This window comes from Brevibacterium sp. CFH 10365, assembly GCF_009299785.1.
GTDB lineage: Bacteria > Actinomycetota > Actinomycetes > Actinomycetales > Brevibacteriaceae > Brevibacterium > Brevibacterium limosum.
Genome location: NZ_VIGO01000010.1, coordinates 106,741 through 127,008, shown reverse-complemented (window position 1 = coordinate 127,008; position 20,268 = coordinate 106,741). Strand labels below are relative to the sequence as shown.

Below are 20,268 nucleotides of genomic sequence, written 5' to 3'. Positions count from 1 at the left end.
TCGACAGTGCCGATGACCGCACCGGACGGATCGGCCTCGAGCCCGTCGAAACAGCGGTGGCCAACCGCGCCGACGACGGCGACCCCAGCGACGGCGACCCCGCCCGCGGACGGCGCGACGACGGCACGGCGATCACCGACGCCGAGGCGGAAGCGGCCGAAGCCCGCGCAATGAAGGCGCGAGAGGTCTCGCTCGGATCCGAGACTTCGGAGAATGTCGACTCGACCGAGTCCGGCACCGGCTCTGCCGAGTCCGAAGCGCGCAACGACGAAGAGGAGGACAACGACTGATGTCGACACCGACGATCGATGAGGGCACGCTCGCCGACGGGCATTGGCACGATTCCTCGCACAGCCGCAAGGGGTTCTTCACCGACACCTCGATCTGCATCGGCTGCAAGGCCTGCGAGGTCGCGTGCAAGGAATGGAACCACAATCCGCAGGACGGCACCTTCGAACTCCTCGGCTCCTCCTATGACAACACCGGCAGCCTGGGCGCGAACACGTGGCGTCACGTCGCCTTCGTCGAACAGGACTCCGACCGGATCGAGAAAGCCCGCGAATCCGGACGCAAGCTCGTCAACCTCGGGATGCCGACGATCCGACCCCGCACGGATGAGTCATCGGGGGCCCAGCCTCTCGACGGCGCCCTCGGTGCTGCTGCGGAGGGGCGGACCAGCGCGGGACTGCCGACGACACCGGAGCTCGGTGTCGACCTGTTGGCTCCCGGTGCCCTGGAGCCGACTGAGCCTGCAGACTTCACCGGCGTCGATACGACCCCGCCGGACACCGCCGACTTCCGCTGGCTGATGTCTTCGGACGTGTGCAAACACTGCACGCACGCCGGCTGCCTCGACGTCTGCCCGACCGGTGCACTCTTCCGCACCGAATTCGACACCGTCGTCGTGCAGAACGATGTCTGCAACGGCTGCGGCACCTGCGTGGCCGGCTGCCCCTTCGGTGTCATCGAACGCCGCGACGACGGCACGATCAACACTCCCACCGACCGCGAAGATCGCAAGGCCGCGGACATGGACGTGCCTGACAAGGGCACCGCGAACAAGTGCACGCTCTGCTACGACCGCCTCGTCGAGGGCCAGGAACCGGCCTGTGCGCAGACCTGCCCGACCCAGTCGATCAAGTTCGGCGACCGGGACGACATGGTCGCCCAGGCACATGAACGCGTGGCCGCACTGCACGAGAAGGGGCTGACTGAGGCCCGCCTCTACGGTGCGAACCCGAACGACGGGGTCGGCGGCACCGGGTCCGTATTCCTCCTCCTCGACGAGCCCGAGGTCTACGGCCTGCCGCCGGATCCCAGGGTGGCGACGAAGGACCTGCCCGGCATGTATGCGAAGGCGGGTCTGGCGGCGCTCGGCATGGCGGCGGCGGCCGGTCTCGCGTTCCTGGGGAGCAGGCGTTGAGCACATCCGAATTCGATTCCTACCGCCCACCCGAGCCGGAAGGCGGACGGAAGAAACGTCGCCGAGGCGGCCGCGGCGGTCCCGGCGGACGCCGCGGTGGGCCCGGGGGCCAGGGTTGGAAGAACCGCGGGGCCGAGGGCAATCGTGAGATGCCGATGGTCGAGGACGTCGAATTCACGTCCTACTACGGCAGACCCATCGTCAAGGCTCCGCCGTGGGGCGACGAGATCGCCCTCTACCTGTTCCTCGGAGGCCTGGCCGGAGGCTCCTCCCTGCTGGGCCTGGGTGCGCAGTTCACCGATCGTCCCGGTCTGCGCATCGCCACGAGGCTGACGGCTATCACCGCGACCGGTTTGGGCGGAGCGGCCCTCGTGGCCGACCTCGGCCGGCCGGAGCGCTTCATCAACATGATGCGCGTGTTCAAGGTGTCCTCGCCGATGAGCTTGGGCACCTGGATCCTCTCGGGCTTCGGCGTCGGCTCGGGAGTGCTCGCTGCGATCGAGGTCGATCGGCTGACCGGTGAGAAACTGCTGCCCTTCGGCCCGCTGCGACGTCTGCTCCACGCCTTCGAGACGCCTGCCGCCATCGAGTCCGCTCTCTTCGCCACTCCTCTGGCCGCGTACACCGGGGTGCTGCTCGGCGATACCGCGGTTCCCACCTGGAACGCGGCCGGTCGCAATGGACTGACGTACGTGTTCGCGTCGTCTGCCGCGCTGGCCGCCGGCGGTGCCGCCATGGGGTTGGTGCCGGTTCGCGAGGCGGGGCCCGCTCGTCTGCTCGCGCTGACCGGCGCTGCGAGTGAAGTGGTGGCGATGGACCGGATGAAGAAGGGGATGCATCCGGCCGAGGTCGATCCCATGGAAGAGGGCGAACCCGGTCACAAGCTCCATCGGGCCGAGAAGCTGCTCATCGCCGGAGCCCTCGGCACCGCCGTCGCCGAGGTGGGCGCCAGGGTGTTCGCGAAGAAGCTGGCGCGCGTTGGCGGTGCAGCTGGTGGCGCGACTGGTGCGATTGCGGATGCCGTAAGCCGCGCCGTTGGTTCAGCTGGCCTTGGCAAACGCAGCTGGAAGACCCGCGCTGTGCTGCGCGGACTGTCCGTCGCCTCCGGTGCGGCTCTTGCGGCCGCCTCGGCGTACACGCGTTTCGGTGTACTCGAGGCCGGCATCGAATCGACGAAGGATCCCAGGCACGTCGTCGAACCCCAGCGCGCTCGCCTCGAAGAGCGTCGCGCGGCCGGCATCACCGACGACTCGATCACAACTGGGCGGTAAGCGTCCCTCCCCATCAGTGGCTCTGCCTACTGTTGGTGTCGGCGTCTACAGTTCGCTCGGCATCCCTCACCGTCAGCGCCGAAATCACTCGGTGCAACGGGGCGATTCGGAGCTGACGGCGTGTGATGCCCGACGGTTCGGCAACGAGGCTTGCGGAAAGAGTCTCGTCGGGTAACGTGAGAAACCTATGAAGAAGCTGTTCAAGGACCGCGAAAGCCTGAGAAGTGGTGTGCTCGTGGCGCTGCTCTTTCCGTTGGTCTACTTCGGCATGAATCTTTTGGGCTGGAGCAATGGGCTCTTCAGCTGGTGGGAGACACTTCTGTTCGGTCTGGTCCAAGGCATCTTCTTCTGGTTCTTCATGTCCAGCTTCCGCCAGTTCCGCGGCGAGGACGTGACCCCGCGCAGTCAGAGGAAATAGCAGCCGCAGACTGGTTGCACCCGAGTGTGAAGCACCCCTGGCGAAACTCATCGCACGTGCACACCCGAACCGGCGACGATCTCCCCGATGACAGGGTGACCGGGCAGCTCGCCGACGACGAGGAGTCCGCCCGAGGTCTGCGCATCGGCCAGAAGCAGCAGGTCATCCTCGCTCACCGAATCATCGGCGGTGAGATGCGGCCGTACCCAGTCGAGGTTGCGCCGTGTTCCGCCGGAGACATAACCGGCCGCGACCGACTCATCGACACCGTCGAGGCGCGGCACCGCGGCCGTGTCGATGACGGCACCGACCCCCGAGGCACGAGCCATCTTGAACAGGTGGCCGAGCAGACCGAAACCGGTCACATCAGTGGCCGCCTTCACCCCTGCCGCCACTGCTGCCCGAGAGGCTTCGTCGTTGAGTGCGGTCATCGTGGCCACTGCCTCAGCGATGCTGTCGCCCGTGACCTTGTGCCGGTTGTTGAGGATCCCCACGCCGATCGGCTTGGTCAAGGTCAGGGGCAGCCCCGCCTCGGCGGCGTCATTGCGCATGATCTCATTCGGGTGGGCGATGCCGGTCACGGCCATCCCGTACTTCGGTTCGGGATCATCGATCGAATGCCCGCCGGCGACGGGGCAGCTCGCCTGCGCCGCAACGTCGAGTCCGCCGCGCAGGACCTCGGTGAGCAGCTCCATCGGCAGCTTCTCGCGTGGCCACCCGACGAGGTTGATCGCCGTGACCGGTGTCCCACCCATCGCGTAGATGTCGGAGAGCGCATTCGCGGCAGCGATCCGTCCCCAGTCGTAGGCATCGTCGACGACTGGGGTGAAGAAGTCCGCGGTTGAGAGCACTGCGAGATCCTCACGAACCCGCACCGCCGAGGCGTCGTCACCATCGTCGAGGCCGACGAGGACATCGGGGGAGGACTGTCCGGTGAGCCCACGGACAGCATCCTCGAGCTCACCCGGCGGGATCTTGCAGGCGCATCCTCCGCCGTGGGCGAACGAGGTCAGACGGTCCACAGTCGCAGTCATACCGTGAGACTAACACCGCTGGTCAAGCACGTCGACGGATGTCCGCGCGGGCCTGCGCCGCGCGGACGGCGATGATTCCGCCGACGACCAGAAGCGCACCGAGCAGCGCGGTCAGCAGAACCGGTCCGCCGGTGCGCGGCAGGTCGCCGCCGCCGTCGGAGGACCCGTCCGCGTTCGCCCCGCTGCCCGCCGAGGCGCTCGTCGAGGCGCCATCGTTCGACGAACCGTCGCTCGCGGCCCCGGCTCTCGACCCTCCGGAATCACTGTCGCCTTCGGCGCTCGACCCTCTGGTCGACGAGGTGCTGTTGTCTCCGCCGGCGGAATCGCTGCCGTCCGCAGCGGCCGAGGTCGATCCGGACGGGTCCGAAGATCCGCCGTCGTCCGACATGTCAGACGCGCCGTCCTCGCCACCGCTGCTGTCCTCAGACCCTGTGCTGTCGGACGACCCGCTGCTGTCCTCGGATCCGTCATCACCACCGGGGCCCGGGGGCGGCTCCTCCCCGGCCACCTCGACGGTGGCCTTCGCGGTCTTGCCGTTGACGGTGACCTCGAGCGTCGCGGTGCCCGGGTTCTCCGCGGTGACCTGGCCCGTCGTCGGATTGACGCGGACGACGTCGGAGGCCGCCTCGGGGGCCCCGGTCTTCACTGACTGCACATTGACTTTCGCGCCCGTCGCCTGCTGCATGTCCACCTCGGCGCCGGAATCGATGACGACCCCGTCACCACCCCACTGGGCGGTCGCCGGCCAGCCGACGGGTACGGTGCGCTCGCCTTGCGTGAACTCCGCCGAGACGTCCGCGGACTGACCAGGAGCCAGCGAGCCAGGGGCCTCGAGCGAGATCGAATCGACGCGCGGCTTCATCTCCGCGGCCAGCCATCCGACCCGATCGGCCGTGGTCGGGTCGTCCCCGACATCGCCTACGCCGGGATCGATGCCGAGCATCGTCCAACCGGTGAATCCGCCGGTCGCCGGGGTGCCGGCCGGATCCTTCCCGGAGTTGCCGTTGATGAGGTAGCTGACTCCCTCGACTGCGGACGCGTGGAATGCCCCCACGTGTCCGTTGATCACGGCTGCGGACTTGCCGCTGTCCTTGCGGAACTCGCCGAGCTTCTTCTCGAGCTCCTCGGCTTCGCGTCGATCGCCCAGCTGGCTCGTCTTCGACGGCAGCGGATCTTGTGGCGGATGGTGGAAGAATACGGTGATGCCGGTCAGCTCGTCACGCTCGGCCACCTCGTCGAGAGCGTCCTCGAGCATGTTCAGCTGCGAATCGTCGCTGCCGCCCAGCGTCCCGTCCGACGAATTCAAGGTCACCACCTTTGTTCGTCCCACAGTGCGCTCGCCGGTCGGCGAACCGAATGCGGCCTCGAAGTTCTCGACCTGCCCGCCCATGACCTCGTGATTGCCGGGAACGTAGACGTAGGGGATCGACTCATCCCACTCCTCGGAGATGACCTTCTCAGCGAGCTCGAAGTCCTCCGCAGAAGCCTCGTCGACGAAGTCGCCGTTGATGACGAGGAGATCCGGTTTCGCCGCACGGATCTCCTGCAGGCTCCGCCTGGCACCCTTGACCGCCTCGGAGTCCGGGTCAGTGGCGACGAACTGAGCATCGCTCATCACCGCGATGTTCTGCGGGCGGTCGTCGACGGACCCGTTCGTCAACAGCGCGGGGTCATGCCGCGCCGAGGTGGCTGGATCGTCGGTCTCGGGTGTGGAGATGGCCTGGAGGTCGGCGATCGAGATTTCCCCCTTGTACTTCTCGGCCGAGCGGGTCTCCATCATTCGGATCCGTTCGAGAGTGAGCGGTTGGGAGAGTCCCTCAGGGACGGTGAAGCGGATCTTCTGCCAGCCGTCGAAAGTGATGTGGTCACCGTCGATGTTCGTCACCGTGCCATCAGGGGTGCTCACCTGGAGCCTCGGCCAGGCCCCGGAGCCGTCGCCGCGGACCATCATCTCGAACGCCACGGTGTTGCCTTCGAGCTTCACGGGCTTCTTCGGAATGAGGTAGTAGCCGCGCGTCGCCGAGGAGGTGGTGAAGTCGTAGCTGAGATCGATGCTCGGCTTTCCGCCCTCGGTCGGCTCGCCCGCGGCGAACGAACCGGAGGCCCGATCCGAGCCGTCCGTGAATGCCGAGGTGTCGGAGAAGTCGAGGGCCTCGTTCGATTCGGTGCCGACCGTGACCGGAATCGTCGTCGTCACGTCTCCGACGGTGAGCGTCACGTTCCCGGATGTCGGGTCACCGCCGTCGGCGTTCGCGGCGGCGTCCGGATCGGCGGAGACGACGAGCTCGCCGAGGCTGTCAGCTGCGACCTTCAGTCCTTCGTCGGCGTCGACGTCGATGTCTCCGGATTCGATGAGGGAACGTCTGCCCTCGGAATCGAAGCCGGACAGGGACACCGACTGCGAGTCCTCGGCGTCCTCGAGGTTGATGGTCCGCGCGCTCGGCCACAGCCCAACCGGTTCGCCGAGCACGTCGAGTTCCTTCCGCGCGGTGTGGCCGTCAACCGTGTAGCTCACACGACCTTTGCCGGTGGTCTCGCCGGTCACGCGTGCGCTCGTTTCATCGGACTCGCCCAGCTTCACGCCTCCGTCGGCAGAGAACGCCCCCGAGGCGGCGATGGGTTCGAGGTTCGCCCCGAGGCCTGTGCCCTTCATCGTTCGGGTCTGGCCCTTGAGCACCGTGGTCTGCCCGTCGAGTTCGGGTTCGATCTGCGCATCGGTCAGCTGCTCGGCGGGGGCATCGGAGTAGAAGACGAGGGCGTTGGCGACGGTGCGCTGCTCACCGTCGGACGGCTCGTTCTGCACCACGGGTGCGTCCTTGCCGGCGGTGCGGGCGAGCATCGTCGTCGACCCGCCGCCGTCGAGGTTGACCGCATTGTGTGCGCCGATGTCGGAGAAGAACTCGCCCACGTCCTCCAAGCTCATTCCACCAGAGGATTCGCTGCGTCCGTCGATGGTGGTGACGAACAGCTCCGAACCGTCCTTGCTGATTCCTACGGCTGTGCGCGGGTGTTCGGTGTCTTCGAGGTCACCGGCGGGAAGATCGGGAACCGTGCCGTCGGTCAGGACCTGGTGGCTCCCGGCAATGCCCATATCGACATCCTCGCTCGGCCCGATCTCGACATCGACCTCGTCGCCGACGTCGAGTTCCGAGAGTGTCTTCGCCCCGGCATCACGCCCGAGCAGCACCTGCCCGTCGGTCGGGATCCCGGGATCGCCTGCTTTGTCGACCATCCCGGAGGCTTCGGTGACTCTGCCGTCGACGACGGTGACGCGGGCGACCTCGGCGGCGATGGCATCGGGGCCGCCGACCGGACGGTCGAGCGTGTGGTCGCCCCAGGCCTCGTTGTACACGCCGATGGCATCGGGCGAGAGTTCCGGGTTGTTCAGCCCTCCCAGGTCGGTCTCCTGCCCCTCGTGGGTCAGTGTCCCCGAGGCCGAGAGCATCGACACGGCGGCGTTCTTGTCATCGAGGGTGAGCGCAGGCTTGGGTTCCTTCGAGCCGATGCGCATTCCGTCCTTCGACACCGAGGTGTAGATCGGTGCCCATGACTTGTTGATGTCGAAGAACGTGCCGTTGACGGCTGCGACGGCCTTCTTCCCGTCGGATCCTCCTGCCATGATCTCGCTGGTGGTGTCGCCGCCGGCGACCTTTCCGGTGTCACGGACGTCCATTGACAGGGAATCGGTGGTGAGGTCGGCGGTGAGCACGTTGCCGTTGTTCCAGCCGCCGTCCTCAAGGCGGGAGAAGTTCGTCAGGTCGAGGCCGGGAGCCACTCTCTTGGTCTCCGAGGATCGCAGGGCAGAGCCGTCCTTGCCGAGGTCCTCATCGCTCGGTGGCGCGGCATGGGCCGGCGCTGGGGCGGGGCCCGGTTGACCGGGAAGCGTCCCCACGGGTGTGATGAGTGCGGTGAGGACCGCGAGAGTGGTCACAATCGCGGGGAAGAAAGCTGGTGAGCGATTGTTTTCGGTGGAGGTGAACCGGGTGTGTGACCAGGCGGGATGAAGTGGAGAGGGCATGACGACCTTCGAACGGTGACGACTGGGAACCTTGTCACCTTAGATCGCGCTTGGAGAAGCCTGAGCGAATGCTGAGTGAACTCGGTCGGAAGATCTGAGGCGACTTTCTGCATACGGGTGCTCAGCCTTCCCGTCTCACCGCCCGCACCGATCTGCGGCCGCGATAGGATGACCGGTGGAGGCGTCCGTGTCCTGGTGGGCGCCCTGGTCTTCAAAACCAGTGAGACCGAGTATCTCGGTCTGGCGGGTTCGATTCCCGTCCGCCTCCGCCAACCTCTTCGTGGTCACCTCGACGAGGTGGCGCACCCGCGCCGGCACATCCAAGGAGGTCAGATGGTCGAGTCCGACCCGCGTCGGTCCATTCCGCGCACGGATCATCTCCTCGTCCTCCCTGAGGTCGTCGCCGCCGGTGAGCACCTCAAGCAGGGGACGATCAAGGCGATCATCTCCGAGGTGCAGACCGCGGCCCGAACCGGTGAGATCCCCGTCGCCGAGGTGGCCCCCACCATCGTCTCCAGGCTCGGTTCCCGTTCGGCTTCCTCCCTGACCCCGGTGCTCAACGCCACCGGAATCCTCGTCCACACGAATCTCGGCCGCGCACCGCTCTCACCTGCGGCGGCACGGGCCATCACCGAGGCGGCCGGCTACGTCGACGTCGAAATGGACCTCGACAGCGGCAAACGCAGCGAGCGGGGGACCGGAGCGAAGGCCGCCCTGTTGCAGGTGTGTCCTGCCGCCGAGGACGCCCTCGTCGTCAACAACGGAGCCGCCGCCCTGCTGCTGGCCGTCACGGCACTGCGCGGCAGCTCCCCGGTGGGCACCGCCTCGGCGAGTGGCGATTCTGCGCGGAATTCCCGCGCTGCTTCCGAGCCCGGCGAGATCGTCATCAGCCGCGGCGAACTCATCGAGATCGGTGCCGGGTTCCGCCTCACCGACCTCATGACCACGACGGGTGCACGGCTGCGCGAGGTCGGCACGACGAACCGCACCCACCTGGCCGACTACGCCGAGGCGATCGGCCCGAACACATCGAGCCTGCTCAAGGTGCACACCAGCAACTTCCGCGTCGAGGGGTTCACCTCCGCCGTCGACGTGGCCGACCTGCGCGGACTCGCCGATGACCACGGACTGCCGCTCATCGTCGACCTCGGTTCCGGACTCTTCACTCCCGACCCGGCCCTGCCCGATGAACCCGATATCGACTCGGCTCTGCGCGCCGGCGCCGACCTCGTCATCGTCTCCGGCGACAAACTGCTGGGCGGACCGCAGGCGGGCCTCATCCTCGGCCGCACCGAGGCGGTACAGACACTGGCGAAGCACCCCCTGGCCCGGGCACTGCGCACCGACAAACTCACCCTCGCCGCACTCGAGGCCACGATCACGGACGCCGCGAACCCGATCCACGATGCCCTCCACATCGACCCGGACCAACTGCGCAGGCGCACCGAGACCCTCGCCGAGGCGGTCGGTGCCACAGTCGTCGAACACGACGGTCGAGTCGGCGGCGGGGGAGCCCCCGGAGTGCCGCTGCCCGGCTGGGCCGTCGAACTGCCCGAAGACTGCGCCGCCGCGCTGCGTGCCGGCGATCCCGCGATCGTCGCTCGCGTCCATCAGGGACGATGCCTCATCGACCTGCGCTGCGTACCCGAAAGCGACGACCAGCGCGTCGCCGCCGTCATCGGCAGAGTGCTGGCACCTCGCCACCTCGGTGACAATGGCTGAGATGCCCCACGCCGCCGAAGAGGCAACCGCCGGCACCTTCGTCATCGCCACCGCCGGGCACGTCGACCACGGGAAGTCGACGCTGGTGGGCGCCCTGACCGGAATGGAACCCGACCGCTGGGCCGAGGAGAAGAAGCGCGGCCTGACGATCGACCTCGGTTTCGCCTGGACGACTCTGCCCTCGGGCCGCGAGCTCGCATTCGTCGACGTCCCCGGACACGAGAAGTTCCTCGCGAACATGCTCGCCGGCCTCGGCCCCGCCCCCATCGCCTGCTTCGTCATCGCCGCCGACAAGGGCTGGCAGGCCCAATCGAGTGACCACCGCGACGCGATCAACGCCCTCGGCATCACCCACGGCCTCGTCGTCATCACCCGCGCCGACCTCGCCCCTGACTCCCTTGAGACCACGAAGGCGCAGGCCAGCGCCCAGCTGCGTGGAACAACACTCGAAGCGGCCCCGATCGTCACGGTCTCGGCCACGACCGGGGAGGGTCTGCCCGAACTCATCAGCGTCCTCGACGAGGTCACGGCCACAGCCGAGGCCCCGTCCGCCTCGGCGCGGGTGCGGTTGTGGGTCGACCGAGCGTTCACGATCAGGGGCGCCGGCACCGTCGTCACCGGAACACTCACCGCAGGCACCCTGACCACCGGCGATACCGTCGAACTGCGCGGAGAGACCATCGACCGTACCGTAGGCGTGCGCGGTCTGCAGTCCCGGAATTCCACCACCACCGAGGTGGTCCCGCAGGCCCGCGTGGCCGTGAACCTCCGCGACGTTCCCGCCGATGACCTCCACCGCGGCGACGCCCTGCTCACCGCCGACACCTGGCCGATCGTCGACACGATCGACGTTCGCCGCACCATGGGAGAGGCCCTCGACTCCGGCGTCCACGAACTCACGGCCCATATCGGCACAGCCGCCGTGCCCGCGCGACTGCGATCCTTCGACGCCTCTCACGCTCGGCTCACCCTCGACCGGCCGCTTCCCCTCCAGGTCGGCGACCGGATCGTGCTGCGCGCCCCGGGCAGCCGCAACGTCTTCGCAGGGCTGCTCGTCCTCGACGTCGATCCACCCGAACTGTCCCGGCGAGGCGACGGCGCCCGGCGAGCTCGAGAGCTGGCCGAGCGTCCCATCGCAGGAGATATCCTCGCCGAGGTGGCCCGCCGGGGAGCCGTCGAACGCGCCGTCCTCACCCGGTTCGGACTTCAGGTTCCCGTCGACGAGGACCTGCCTGGAGAGGTCGAGGACGTGGGTGGGTGGCTCGTCCACTCGCCGACACTGTCCGCCTGGGTCGAGGCGGCGAAATCCCTGGTCAGTCGTGAACTCGCCGCTGCCCCGATGGCTGCGGGAGTACCCGTCAAGGCCATTGCCGAGGCATTGCGCCGGACCCCTGGCGCAGGTCGCAGACGAAGCGCCGAGACCGGTCGCGGTGCCTCGCCGAAGGCGAAGAGTCGGCTGAGCCTGCCCCTGCCCGAGGACCCCGGCGGCGCGACTCGCACACTGCTCGGCGCGATCATCTCCCGAGCCGGGCTCGAAACCGTCGACGGAATGGCTCGCCCACCCGGACACTCCGCGGACCTCGGAGCCGCCGAAGCCGGGATCGGCGAGATCGAACGTCGCCTCTCAACCGACCCGTTCGCCGCCCCTGAGGCCGATGACCTGCGCGAACTCGGTCTCGGAGGGCGGGAGCTCGCGGTCGCCGAAAAAGCCGGGCGGATCCTGCGCCTCGGCGACGGGATCGTCGTGTCCCCGCGCACGCCCGCGCAGGCGATGCGGATCCTCGCCGGTCTCGAACAGCCGTTCACGACCAGCCAGGCCAGGCAGGCGCTGGGGACGACCAGGCGGACCGTCATCCCCCTGCTCGAGCACCTCGACTCGCGCGGATGGACTCGTCGCCTCGACGGTACGCATCGCGAGGTCGTGCGTTAGGGGAGTCAGCGCTGGTGGGGCGGCGGGGTCTCGGAATCCTATGGTGAGGAGATCTTCGCAGCGCTCAGGAATAGGACGGTTTGTCCACGCTGGTCACCGTGGTGAGCAGGAATGCGCATTCTTCCAGGGCCAGCACCGAGTGGCGCTCATGGGTGAGGATCCACAGTTCGCCGGCCCCGAACTCCCCCTGCATCTCCTCGCCGAGTTCGACCCGTATGCTGCCGGTCAGCACCTGGATGCTGGCCGCCGGGGGCGAATTGTGAGCGGGAAGTCGAACGCCATCTGCCAGAGCGATCACTGATTGGCGAAGTTCGCCGTCGTGGGCGACGAGTTCGGCGCTGCGTCCGTTCTCATTTTCGCGTGCAAGCGCCAAGTGGGATTCGGTCAGTTCATTCAGGTCAGCCATGTCAGTCCTCAGGGTCGTCGGAGTGTGATCCACGATACCCGAGGGCTGCTGCGAGGATGTCGTCCATCGCGGAGGCGGTCAGCGCTCGGCGTTCGTGACGTGGGGGCGGCGACGGGATCCGCTCTCCGCGGACCTTGGCCAGGGCCACCTCGGTGATGGGGGCATGCTGGGGAAACGTTTCGAGCATGTGGATTCCCGCGCGTTCCTTGCCGATGATCTCACCGGTCGCGAGGGTGTGATGCATGCGCGCGGGCCCGAGCACACACCACGAGACGGCGTCGGCGGTCAGTCCTCGCGGGGATGTCAGGAGTCGGCGGAGCAGAGCCCGCGGGGTTCGCCGCGGGCGGTCGCGCAGCTGTGCGGCCAGCGGCATCCAATACTCGCGCAGGTTCGTGCGGATCCAGGGAGCGAGCTCTGCGGGTTCGGGGTCGAGTCCCCAGTCGGCGACGGGATGACCCCGGACGGTGACGCCGCCGTCCTCGAGCTCCTGCCAGATCACCGGGTTGACGTCGAACGCGTCGCCGACGTCGAAGATCTCCCCGGTGTGGGAGGCGATCGGCCGAATCTCGGTGACGGGACGGCTGACCTCGGATTCGGGGATGAAGACGGTGTTGCAGCACGCGCTCACTCCGCGACCGCGTGCCGCACCCAGCGTCAAGCGGGGCACCTGTGTGAGGTGAAGCAGGCGCAGTCGCCGGATGAGATCCGGGCGTGTTCGCCACTCATCGGCGATGACCGCGACGAGGTCGATGTCGCTGCGGCCCGGACGAAAGGCCCCGAGCGCGATCGAACCGGTGACGGCGCAGGCGATGATGCCGCCGGGCAGGATGCGATCGGCGGCGCGCAAGTAGGACCTGACCGCGCGGTCGGTCTCGGCGGGCAGTGCTGGTGGCAGGGGAGGGGGCATGAGATCAACGGTATAGGGACACCGCCGCAGAGTGCGATTGCTGAACCCCTGGACTCCTGGGCTTGTGCAGTGGGTGACTCCTTCGCCGTCGGACGAGCCCGACTGATCCGTGTTCACGTGTTGTTGAAAGCGTGTTGAGACGGCTGTGACGAGATGTTGAAACGGAGTTTGTTGAGGACGCTCTTCGGCTCGGACAGTGTGGAGGACGTGAGCGAATCGGCAGGATCGCTTGCGTGATCGATGCTTGTTTCCGATCGCTTCCCCAGACAGCTCGTCTCGCGTTCTCGCTCACAGCGCCCGCCTCTCAAGAGAACAGGAAGCAGATGAAACTCGCACGCAAGTTCGCGGTGACAGCTCTTACCGTCGCTGTCGCGGTCGGTGGCATGTCCATGGCGACCGCCGCCTCCGCCACGCCGACGTCGGCCTCGGCAGAAGCCGCACCATTCACGAGCAAGGCGCTCGACGGCGGCAAGGTGCCCAGCACCCAGGACGCCACTCAGCTCACCCAGGAGCAGATCGACAATGCTCGGACCATCATCGCCGTCGGCAAGGGAGCAGGACTGTCGACGCAGGCGCAGAAGATCGCCGTGATGACGGCCCTGCAGGAGTCGAGCCTCATGAATCTCGACGGGGGTGACCGCGACTCAGCCGGCCTGTTCCAGCAGCGTCCTTCCATGGGCTGGGGAACTCTGGCCCAGGTGACCGATCCGGTCTATGCCGCGAAGTCGTTCTACGGCGTCAACCCCGAGGGTGCGAACCTCGGTCTCATCCAGATCGAGGGCTGGGAGACGCTCACCCCGGGAGCTGCCGCCCAGGCAGTGCAGGGCTCCGCCTACCCCGACGCCTACGACAAATGGGAACCCCTGGCGACCGAGCTCGTCAACGGCAACCAGGACGTCGCCCCGATCAGCTGATACGCGTCTGTCACTTACCCGAAATCGCCCACTCCGAAGACACACGTGCACACACGAGAAGAATCAGGAGAGAAGATGAAGATCTCGCGCACGATCACAACTGCTGGCCTCACCGCCGGACTCCTCGTCGGCGGCACCATGATGGCCACCGCCCCGGCACAGGCCGACCCAGCTCCCGCTGCACAGGCGACCGCCGGACAGGCAGACTCCGGCACGACCGCCTCGACGCAGGCAGATGAACGCCGAGCCGCGATCATCGACCGCGCCCAGAGGTGGGTCGACCAGGGAGTGCCCTATGACATGGGTGCCTATCACCCGGACCCCGAGGGCAAGAACTACCGCACCGACTGCTCGGGATTCGTCTCGATGGCGTGGGGCCTCGATGACAGCCTCAGCACAGTGACCCTGCCGGACGTGTCCCACGAGATCAGCAAGGACGAACTCAAACCGGGAGACATCCTGATCAAGGGCGGACCCGGCACCGAGGGCGCCAACGGCCATGTGGTGATCTTCAACGGCTGGGCCGACGACGACAAGACCGCGTACCATGCCCTCGAGGAGAACGGCTCCCTCGGTTCGGTCGCCCACGAAGTCTCGTACCCCTACGACCAGGACGACAGCTTCGTCCCCTACCGCCTCAACGGTCTGTGATCCTCAGCTGATCCGAAGACCGTGCTCGACGAGTCTGAGCACTGATCGTCGCCGCGTCCCATGGAGGGCCGCGGCGACGATACATGTGACGAGGGCGTCGGGCCGGAGCCCTGAGTTTTCCCTGGCCCGCGCCTGCAAGCAGCCCGACGAGCCGATCGAGACCCCGGTCACGGGCAGATGAGAGCGCCGCTGGTGACCGCGAGGCGTTCAGCGAACTCTGATCGCATGCACACGGAACCGTGACGATTCGTTGCGACGAGAATGAGCCTCCTCGGAGTCTCTCTGCATTGAACGGGGCCGCTCGGTCCGTCAGTGTGGTGTGGGGCGATTCCACGGCACCTTCTGCTCTGGTGTTCCTGTGCCGACCACAGACCGAATACCGCAGAACACAACACGTATGCCGCGCACCAGGAGTCGCCGACCGGGTCGAGGACCCGATCGAGAGAAAGTGAGAACAGATGAAACGTGCGCGCACTCTTGCGGTGACTGCACTGTCCGCCGCCGTCCTCGCCGGGGGAGTCTCCCTGGCAACGGCGACCTCGGCCTCGGCCGGCCCGATCTCCGGAGGCGTCAGCCAGGAGAACGCAGAAGCACCGGCCGGTGACGGCTCCGAAGCCGGATCGACCGGAGGGATCCACGACCCGGACGAGTTGAGCGAGGAGCAGATCGACAATGCGCGCACCATCATCGGCGTCGGCAAGGGCGCGGATCTGTCGAAGCAGGCGCAGACGATCGCTGTGATGACCGCCCTGCAGGAATCGAGCCTCAACGACCTCGACGGCGGAGACCGTGATTCCGCCGGTGCGTTCCAGCAGCGTCCGTCGATGAATTGGGGATCGGTCGATGAAGTCACCGACACCGTGTACGCATCGAAGGCCTTCTACGGAGTCGACTCCGGAACCGCCAACCCGGGCCTGACCCAGATCGACAACTGGGAGAGCATCGATCCCGGTGACGCCGCACAGGAGGTGCAGCGCTCTGCCTTCCCCGACGAATATGCGAAGTGGGAGCCGCTGGCTGAGAAGCTCGTCGACGACAACCAGGACGTCGACGACATCGACTGATCCAGCGGCGCTGTCAATTGGGTTGTCCCCGCCGCAGCCCTTCCGAAGAGATCAGGCCAAGGCGCCGGCGGCGAGCCGGCGAACCACCTCGGTGAGGTGATGGAGTCCCGAGACGAGATCCTCGTCCTTCGTGAACTCGGCGAGGCTGTGGGAGACCCCGTCGACGCTGGGGATGAAGAGCATAACGGTGGGCACCTCGTCCTTCATGTTCGTCGAATCGTGCCCGGCCACTGTCATCACCCGCGCCGAGGTGAGTCCCAGGTCGTCCGCGGCCGACCGTGCCAGCTCGACCCCGTCCTCGGAGTACGGATTCTGATCCCAGCTGTGTTCGGCGACGATCTCGATATCCACGCGATCATCGGCGCTGACCCGGGCGATCGCGGACATCAGCTTCTCATGGGCGGCGGCGATCACCTCGGCGTTGGGGGAGCGCAGGTCGAGCAGCAGGCTGACCTCACTGGCGACGACGACCGGGGAATTCGGATACACGGTGAGCTGACCGCACGCGGTGTGCAGCGCGCCGGGCTCGAAATCGTCGACGAGCTCACGCGCAGCCACGACGAGACGAGCGGCCCCGAGCAGGGCATCCTGCCGATCCGACATGAGCGTTGACCCGCTGTGAGCCTGAGCGCCGGTGACCTTGAACTCGTACTTGTGTGCCGCCCACGTGGCGTTGACCAGGCCGATCGTCACCCCGTCCTCTTCCATGCTGCGGCCCTGCTGGACGTGGATCTCCGCATAGGAGGCGATCTCGGGGGCGGTGAAGTCACCGCGCTCGCCGATCGCACCGAGCGCCTCGGCGACAGTGGTCCCCGCAGCATCACGCGTGGTCAGGGCCGCCTCGAGCTCGGCCTTGCCGGTGAAGACGTTGCTGCCCATCATCGAGGGCTTGAACCGGGAGCCCTCCTCGTTGAACCAATTGACGACGGCCAGATTGAACCTCGCGCGCGAGGGATCCGCCCGCAGCTCATCGGCGACGGCGAAGCACGCATGCGCCGAGGCCATCACCCCATAGGCACCGTCGAAGCGTCCGGCCGTGGGCTGCGAATCCATATGCGAACCCGTGAGCACGTACGGGGCGCCCGGCACGAGCTCGAGAAGCCCGAACTGATTGCCGATCGCATCCCGGTGGACGCTGAAACCGTGCTGCACAAGCAGATCCTCGAACCATTTCCGCTGTTGCCCATCGGCAGCACTCGCCGCCTGCCGGTCGACCCCGTTCGTGCCCTCGACCGCACCGAAACGCGAATGCACGGCCCAATCGGCGAGGAACTCGGCTTCGCGATCGGCACTGATCAGAGTGAGTGAAACGGTCATGATGGGTCCTTTCGACAATGGGGTCAGTCGGTTTCGTCGGCGGCCGGGGGCTTGGTCGCCGGGTCGATGAGCACGTGGATGAGCGCGGGAGAATCCGAAGCCAAGGCGCGGTCGAGCGCCGGCCCGAACTCCTCGGTGGTCTCGACGCGTTCCCCGTGCCCGGTCAGACCGGACACAGAAGGTCCTGCCCCGTTCCCGGAATCGTCGCCCACCGAGGCGGCCCCGGAGCTGCTCAGATCGAACGCCGTCATCCAGGCCGCGAAGTCAGGGTTGACCATCCGCGTGCCCGAGGGCCGGCCCGGATAGTGGTTCTCCTGGTGGGACACGATCGTGCCGTACACACCGTTGTCGATGACGATGATGAGCGGCTTCGCTCCGTGGGCAAAGGCCGTGGCGATCTCCTGCCCATTCATGAGGAAGTCTCCGTCGCCGCAGATCGCGACGGCTCGCCGGTCCGGGCACGCCAAGGACGCGGCGACCGCTGCGGGAACGGCGAGCCCCATGGCTCCGTTGCGTGCCCCGACGAGGGTCGCAGGTCGTTCGTGCCGGATGAAGCGGTGCCCCCAGATGGTGGCATTGCCCGCCCCGTAGGTCAGGATCGCTTCCCCGCCGAGGCGGTCGTCGAGGATCCCGAAGGCCACCCCCAGATCGACCCCGGGCCGGTCTCCGGCGGTGGCTTGCGAATCGGCGGGTGCCGCCTCGGCGTCGGGTCGGTGAGCGGCGAACCGGGCCTGCGCCGCCGCGCGGGCGTCCCTCCAGTCATCGGTTCGCGCACCCCGCGCAGCGGTCGTATCGAGACTGGTCAGTGCCTCGGTGAAGGATCGTGGTGACGCGAAGATCTGCTGATCGATCCGGCCGGCATGCTGTGTGGCTTCGGCATCCAGGGATACGAGCACCGTCTCGGCGTCGAAGCCGAGGGTGTACCCGTCGCTGGCCACATCGGAACGGGTGCAGCCGACGAAGACGAGCAGGTCCGCCTCGGCGAACCCGGCCGCCACGGCAGCGGCGCGACCATAGCCGAGCCACCCGGCCCACGCAGGCGAGTTGTGCGACAGCGCATCGTAGGCGCGCCAATCGCAGAAGACCGGCACCCCCGCCGAGGCGGCGAACCGAGCGAGATCGGCACCGCAGCCCGACTGCCAACCGTCACCGCCGAGGACGAACGCGGGACGCTCGGCTGCCGCGATGCGGGAGGTCAGCGACTCGAGCTCGGCGTTCGCCGGGATCGGCGGGGCCGCCTCGGTGAGGGGCGGGGCGGGGGAATCGGTGAGACGGACGAGGACGTCCTCGGGCAGGCCGACGACGACGGGGCCGGGCCGACCGGACGCGGCGATGCGCAGGGCATCGGCGGTGAGCTCTCCGGCACGGTGCTCGTCATCGACGGTGAGCACGCGCTTCGCCGTCGAGGAGAACCATTCGGGCAGGCTGAACTCCTGGAACGATTCCCGCGACCGGTCGGTGAGCGGGACGAGGCCGACGAAGAGGACGAGCGCGGTCGCATCCTGCCAGGCCGTGTGGACGGAGATCATCGCGTTCGCCGCACCGGGCCCGCGGGTGACCATGGCGATTCCCGGACGACCGGTCAGGCGCGATTCGGCCAGAGCCATGAACCCCGCGCCGCCCTCCTGACGGCACACCACGGTGTCGATGGACGAGTCATAGAGCCCGTCGAGGACGTCGAGGTAGGACTCGCCGGGGACCGCGTAGACGCGTTCGATTCCCGCGCTCTCCAGGGTCTCGACGATGAGGTGGCCGGCGGAACGCGACATGGGTGTCCTTTCGACGATCGAGCGATGAGGGTCCGAGACTCCCGGCTCAATGGTGTGCTGGTTCTCAGTGTTTGAAGCCGGGCAGGGCGACGCTCATGCGGGGAGCGACATATCCGGCGAAGGCGGTGAACAGGGAGAGGAAGACGAGCATCGCGGCGGCCGGCCACCAGTGGTCACCGGCGGAGGCGACGAAGCTCGTGGCCAGCAGCGGGATGAATCCGGAGATCATGCCCGCGGCATTCTGCGCCATACCCACACCCGTGTAGCGGGTGGTGGCGGGGAACAGTCCGGTGAGCACTGTGCCAGAGGCCGCGTAGGGCAGGGACAGGGTGGACACGGCCAGGGTCATGGCGATGACGACGAGGACCGGATTGCCGGACTCGAACATGAAGAACGCAGGCACCGCGACCACCGCCGAGGCGACTCCACCCCAGAGGATGACCTTCGAGGCTCCGTACTTCGTGCCCAGGGCACCGCCCCAGAGGAGGGCGAGGATCTCGACGGCGGCCGCGACCATGCTGCCGAGCAGGAGGAGCGAATCGTCGTAGCCGAGGATGTTGACCCCGTACCAGACGCAGAACGCGGTGACGAGGTAGAAGCCGCCGACGCCGAGCAGGGCCGCGGCCATGCCGATGATGATCTGCTTCCACGAGTCACGGAAGGTCGTGCGGATGGGGCTCTTCTCGACCTCACCGGACTCTTCGAGCTGACGGAAGACCGGGGACTCCTCGAGGCGGGCACGCAGGTAGATGGCGACGACGAGCAGCGGCAGGGCGATGAGGAACGGGATCCTCCAGCCGAAGGAGTTGAAGCTGTCCTGGGAGAACACCAGGGTCATGACGAAGAAGCCGCCGGAAGACAGGATCGTGCCGATCGGGGAGCCGATCTGCGGGATCGCCGCGTAACGGGCGCGCAGGTGGAGCGGGGCGTTCTCGACGACGAGGGTCATCGCGCCCGACCATTCGCCGCCGACGAAGAGTCCCTGGAGGATGCGCAGGAGCACGAGCAGGGCAGGGGCGGCGAAGCCGATCGCCGCATAGGTCGGCAGGAGGCCGATGAGGCCGGTGACGACCCCGATGCCGATGATCGTGATGAGCAGGACCTTCCGGCGCCCGATCTTGTCGCCCATGCGGCCGAAGATCAGACCGCCGATGGGGCGAGCGGCCAGACCGACGCCGAAGGTGGCGAACGAGGCCATCGCGGCGGCCGTGGCGTTCTCGCTGGTGAAGTACTGGACATTGAAGACCAGGGCGGCCGCTGCCGAGAAGAGGAAGAAGTCGTACCACTCGAGGGCGGTGCCGATCAGGGCGCCGGCGGCGACCTTGTTCGCGTCCTTGATGCTCAGTTCCGTCGTGGCATTGAGCTCGGCGGACGCCGTGATGTTCTGCTCGCTCATGGTTCTCTCCGTCGAGTACTGGGATAGC

15 protein-coding genes and 1 tRNA gene are annotated in these 20,268 nt (G+C 67.4%); 9 read left to right on the top strand and 7 right to left on the bottom strand.

Annotated features, from left to right (window positions below; all coding sequences use genetic code 11):
* The first annotated feature begins 289 nt into the window (after window positions 1-289).
* The 3 genes from FHG09_RS17890 (at window position 290) to FHG09_RS17880 (ending at window position 3,112) form a co-directional block, all read left to right on the top strand.
* Complete coding sequence (locus FHG09_RS17890; RefSeq protein ID WP_152348992.1) at window positions 290-1,423, top strand: 4Fe-4S dicluster domain-containing protein; 1,134 nt, start codon at window positions 290-292, stop codon at window positions 1,421-1,423.
* Window positions 1,420-2,694 carry an NrfD/PsrC family molybdoenzyme membrane anchor subunit gene (nrfD, locus tag FHG09_RS17885; protein ID WP_152348991.1) on the top strand — a complete coding sequence of 425 codons (1,275 nt, stop codon included), beginning with the start codon at window positions 1,420-1,422 and terminating at the stop codon, window positions 2,692-2,694. The genes FHG09_RS17890 and nrfD overlap by 4 nt, the downstream gene beginning before the upstream one ends.
* Window positions 2,695-2,881: 187 nt before the next feature.
* Window positions 2,882-3,112: a hypothetical protein gene (locus tag FHG09_RS17880; protein ID WP_152348990.1), complete on the top strand. Its 231-nt coding sequence runs from the start codon at window positions 2,882-2,884 to the stop codon at window positions 3,110-3,112.
* A gap of 47 nt (window positions 3,113-3,159) precedes the next feature.
* On the opposite strand, the gene selD is transcribed toward FHG09_RS17880, so the two are convergent.
* Together selD and FHG09_RS17870 are read right to left on the bottom strand one after the other, a co-directional pair.
* A complete protein-coding gene (selD, locus tag FHG09_RS17875; protein WP_152348989.1) occupies window positions 3,160-4,146 on the bottom strand; it encodes a selenide, water dikinase SelD in 987 nt (328 codons plus the stop codon).
* Window positions 4,147-4,168: 22 nt separating this feature from the next.
* A complete protein-coding gene (locus FHG09_RS17870; RefSeq protein WP_193627435.1) occupies window positions 4,169-8,077 on the bottom strand; it encodes a phosphodiester glycosidase family protein in 3,909 nt (1,302 codons plus the stop codon).
* A gap of 264 nt (window positions 8,078-8,341) precedes the next feature.
* On the opposite strand from FHG09_RS17870, the gene FHG09_RS17865 reads away from it, so the two are divergent.
* The 3 genes from FHG09_RS17865 (at window position 8,342) to selB (ending at window position 11,816) form a co-directional block, all read left to right on the top strand.
* A tRNA-Sec gene (locus FHG09_RS17865) sits at window positions 8,342-8,436 on the top strand.
* 61 nt (window positions 8,437-8,497) lie between these two features.
* Window positions 8,498-9,886 carry an L-seryl-tRNA(Sec) selenium transferase gene (gene selA / locus FHG09_RS17860; protein ID WP_152348987.1) on the top strand — a complete coding sequence of 463 codons (1,389 nt, stop codon included), beginning with the start codon at window positions 8,498-8,500 and terminating at the stop codon, window positions 9,884-9,886.
* Window positions 9,879-11,816, top strand: coding sequence for a selenocysteine-specific translation elongation factor (gene selB / locus FHG09_RS17855; RefSeq protein WP_227492853.1), 1,938 nt, complete (start codon window positions 9,879-9,881; stop codon window positions 11,814-11,816). The genes selA and selB overlap by 8 nt, the downstream gene beginning before the upstream one ends.
* A 64-nt stretch (window positions 11,817-11,880) precedes the next feature.
* Here the strand turns inward: selB and FHG09_RS17850 are convergent, their stop codons facing one another.
* Both FHG09_RS17850 and FHG09_RS17845 read right to left on the bottom strand, forming a co-directional pair.
* A complete protein-coding gene (locus FHG09_RS17850; protein WP_152348986.1) occupies window positions 11,881-12,222 on the bottom strand; it encodes a cupin in 342 nt (113 codons plus the stop codon).
* Between the two features lies 1 nt (window position 12,223).
* On the bottom strand, window positions 12,224-13,129 hold the full coding sequence (locus FHG09_RS17845; protein WP_152348985.1) for a hypothetical protein: 906 nt from the start codon (window positions 13,127-13,129) through the stop codon (window positions 12,224-12,226).
* 323 nt (window positions 13,130-13,452) lie between these two features.
* On the opposite strand from FHG09_RS17845, the gene FHG09_RS17840 reads away from it, so the two are divergent.
* The 3 genes from FHG09_RS17840 (at window position 13,453) to FHG09_RS17830 (ending at window position 15,758) form a co-directional block, all read left to right on the top strand.
* The gene (locus FHG09_RS17840; RefSeq protein ID WP_152348984.1) at window positions 13,453-14,043 is read left to right on the top strand and encodes a hypothetical protein; all 591 of its coding nucleotides are present in this window, start codon (window positions 13,453-13,455) and stop codon (window positions 14,041-14,043) included.
* A 75-nt stretch (window positions 14,044-14,118) separates the two neighbouring features.
* Window positions 14,119-14,694 (top strand): NlpC/P60 family protein, encoded by a 576-nt coding sequence (locus tag FHG09_RS17835; protein WP_152348983.1) that lies wholly within the window; start codon window positions 14,119-14,121, stop codon window positions 14,692-14,694.
* A gap of 458 nt (window positions 14,695-15,152) precedes the next feature.
* Window positions 15,153-15,758, top strand: a complete 606-nt coding sequence (locus FHG09_RS17830) for a hypothetical protein (protein ID WP_152348982.1) — start codon at window positions 15,153-15,155, stop codon at window positions 15,756-15,758.
* Window positions 15,759-15,809: 51 nt separating this feature from the next.
* On the opposite strand, the gene FHG09_RS17825 is transcribed toward FHG09_RS17830, so the two are convergent.
* The 3 genes from FHG09_RS17825 to FHG09_RS17815 form a co-directional block, all read right to left on the bottom strand.
* Window positions 15,810-17,075, bottom strand: a complete 1,266-nt coding sequence (locus tag FHG09_RS17825; RefSeq protein ID WP_152348981.1) for a M20 family metallo-hydrolase — start codon at window positions 17,073-17,075, stop codon at window positions 15,810-15,812.
* Between the two features lie 23 nt (window positions 17,076-17,098).
* Entirely contained in the window at window positions 17,099-18,844 is a 1,746-nt protein-coding gene (locus FHG09_RS17820; RefSeq protein WP_152348980.1) for a thiamine pyrophosphate-dependent enzyme, read from the bottom strand.
* Between the two features lie 64 nt (window positions 18,845-18,908).
* Window positions 18,909-20,240 carry an MFS transporter gene (locus FHG09_RS17815; protein WP_152348979.1) on the bottom strand — a complete coding sequence of 444 codons (1,332 nt, stop codon included), beginning with the start codon at window positions 20,238-20,240 and terminating at the stop codon, window positions 18,909-18,911.
* Window positions 20,241-20,268: the final 28 nt, after the last annotated feature.

Coding starts and splice junctions, on each gene's coding strand:
- FHG09_RS17890 (WP_152348992.1), top strand. CDS start 290: ATGTCGACACCGACGATCGATGAGGGCACGCTCGCCGACGGGCATTGG.
- FHG09_RS17880 (WP_152348990.1), top strand. CDS start 2,882: ATGAAGAAGCTGTTCAAGGACCGCGAAAGCCTGAGAAGTGGTGTGCTC.
- selD (WP_152348989.1), bottom strand. CDS start 4,146: ATGACTGCGACTGTGGACCGTCTGACCTCGTTCGCCCACGGCGGAGGA.
- selA (WP_152348987.1), top strand. CDS start 8,498: ATGGTCGAGTCCGACCCGCGTCGGTCCATTCCGCGCACGGATCATCTC.
- selB (WP_227492853.1), top strand. CDS start 9,879: ATGGCTGAGATGCCCCACGCCGCCGAAGAGGCAACCGCCGGCACCTTC.
- FHG09_RS17850 (WP_152348986.1), bottom strand. CDS start 12,222: ATGGCTGACCTGAATGAACTGACCGAATCCCACTTGGCGCTTGCACGC.
- FHG09_RS17845 (WP_152348985.1), bottom strand. CDS start 13,129: ATGCCCCCTCCCCTGCCACCAGCACTGCCCGCCGAGACCGACCGCGCG.
- FHG09_RS17840 (WP_152348984.1), top strand. CDS start 13,453: ATGAAACTCGCACGCAAGTTCGCGGTGACAGCTCTTACCGTCGCTGTC.
- FHG09_RS17835 (WP_152348983.1), top strand. CDS start 14,119: ATGAAGATCTCGCGCACGATCACAACTGCTGGCCTCACCGCCGGACTC.
- FHG09_RS17830 (WP_152348982.1), top strand. CDS start 15,153: ATGAAACGTGCGCGCACTCTTGCGGTGACTGCACTGTCCGCCGCCGTC.
- FHG09_RS17825 (WP_152348981.1), bottom strand. CDS start 17,075: ATGACCGTTTCACTCACTCTGATCAGTGCCGATCGCGAAGCCGAGTTC.
- FHG09_RS17820 (WP_152348980.1), bottom strand. CDS start 18,844: ATGTCGCGTTCCGCCGGCCACCTCATCGTCGAGACCCTGGAGAGCGCG.
- FHG09_RS17815 (WP_152348979.1), bottom strand. CDS start 20,240: ATGAGCGAGCAGAACATCACGGCGTCCGCCGAGCTCAATGCCACGACG.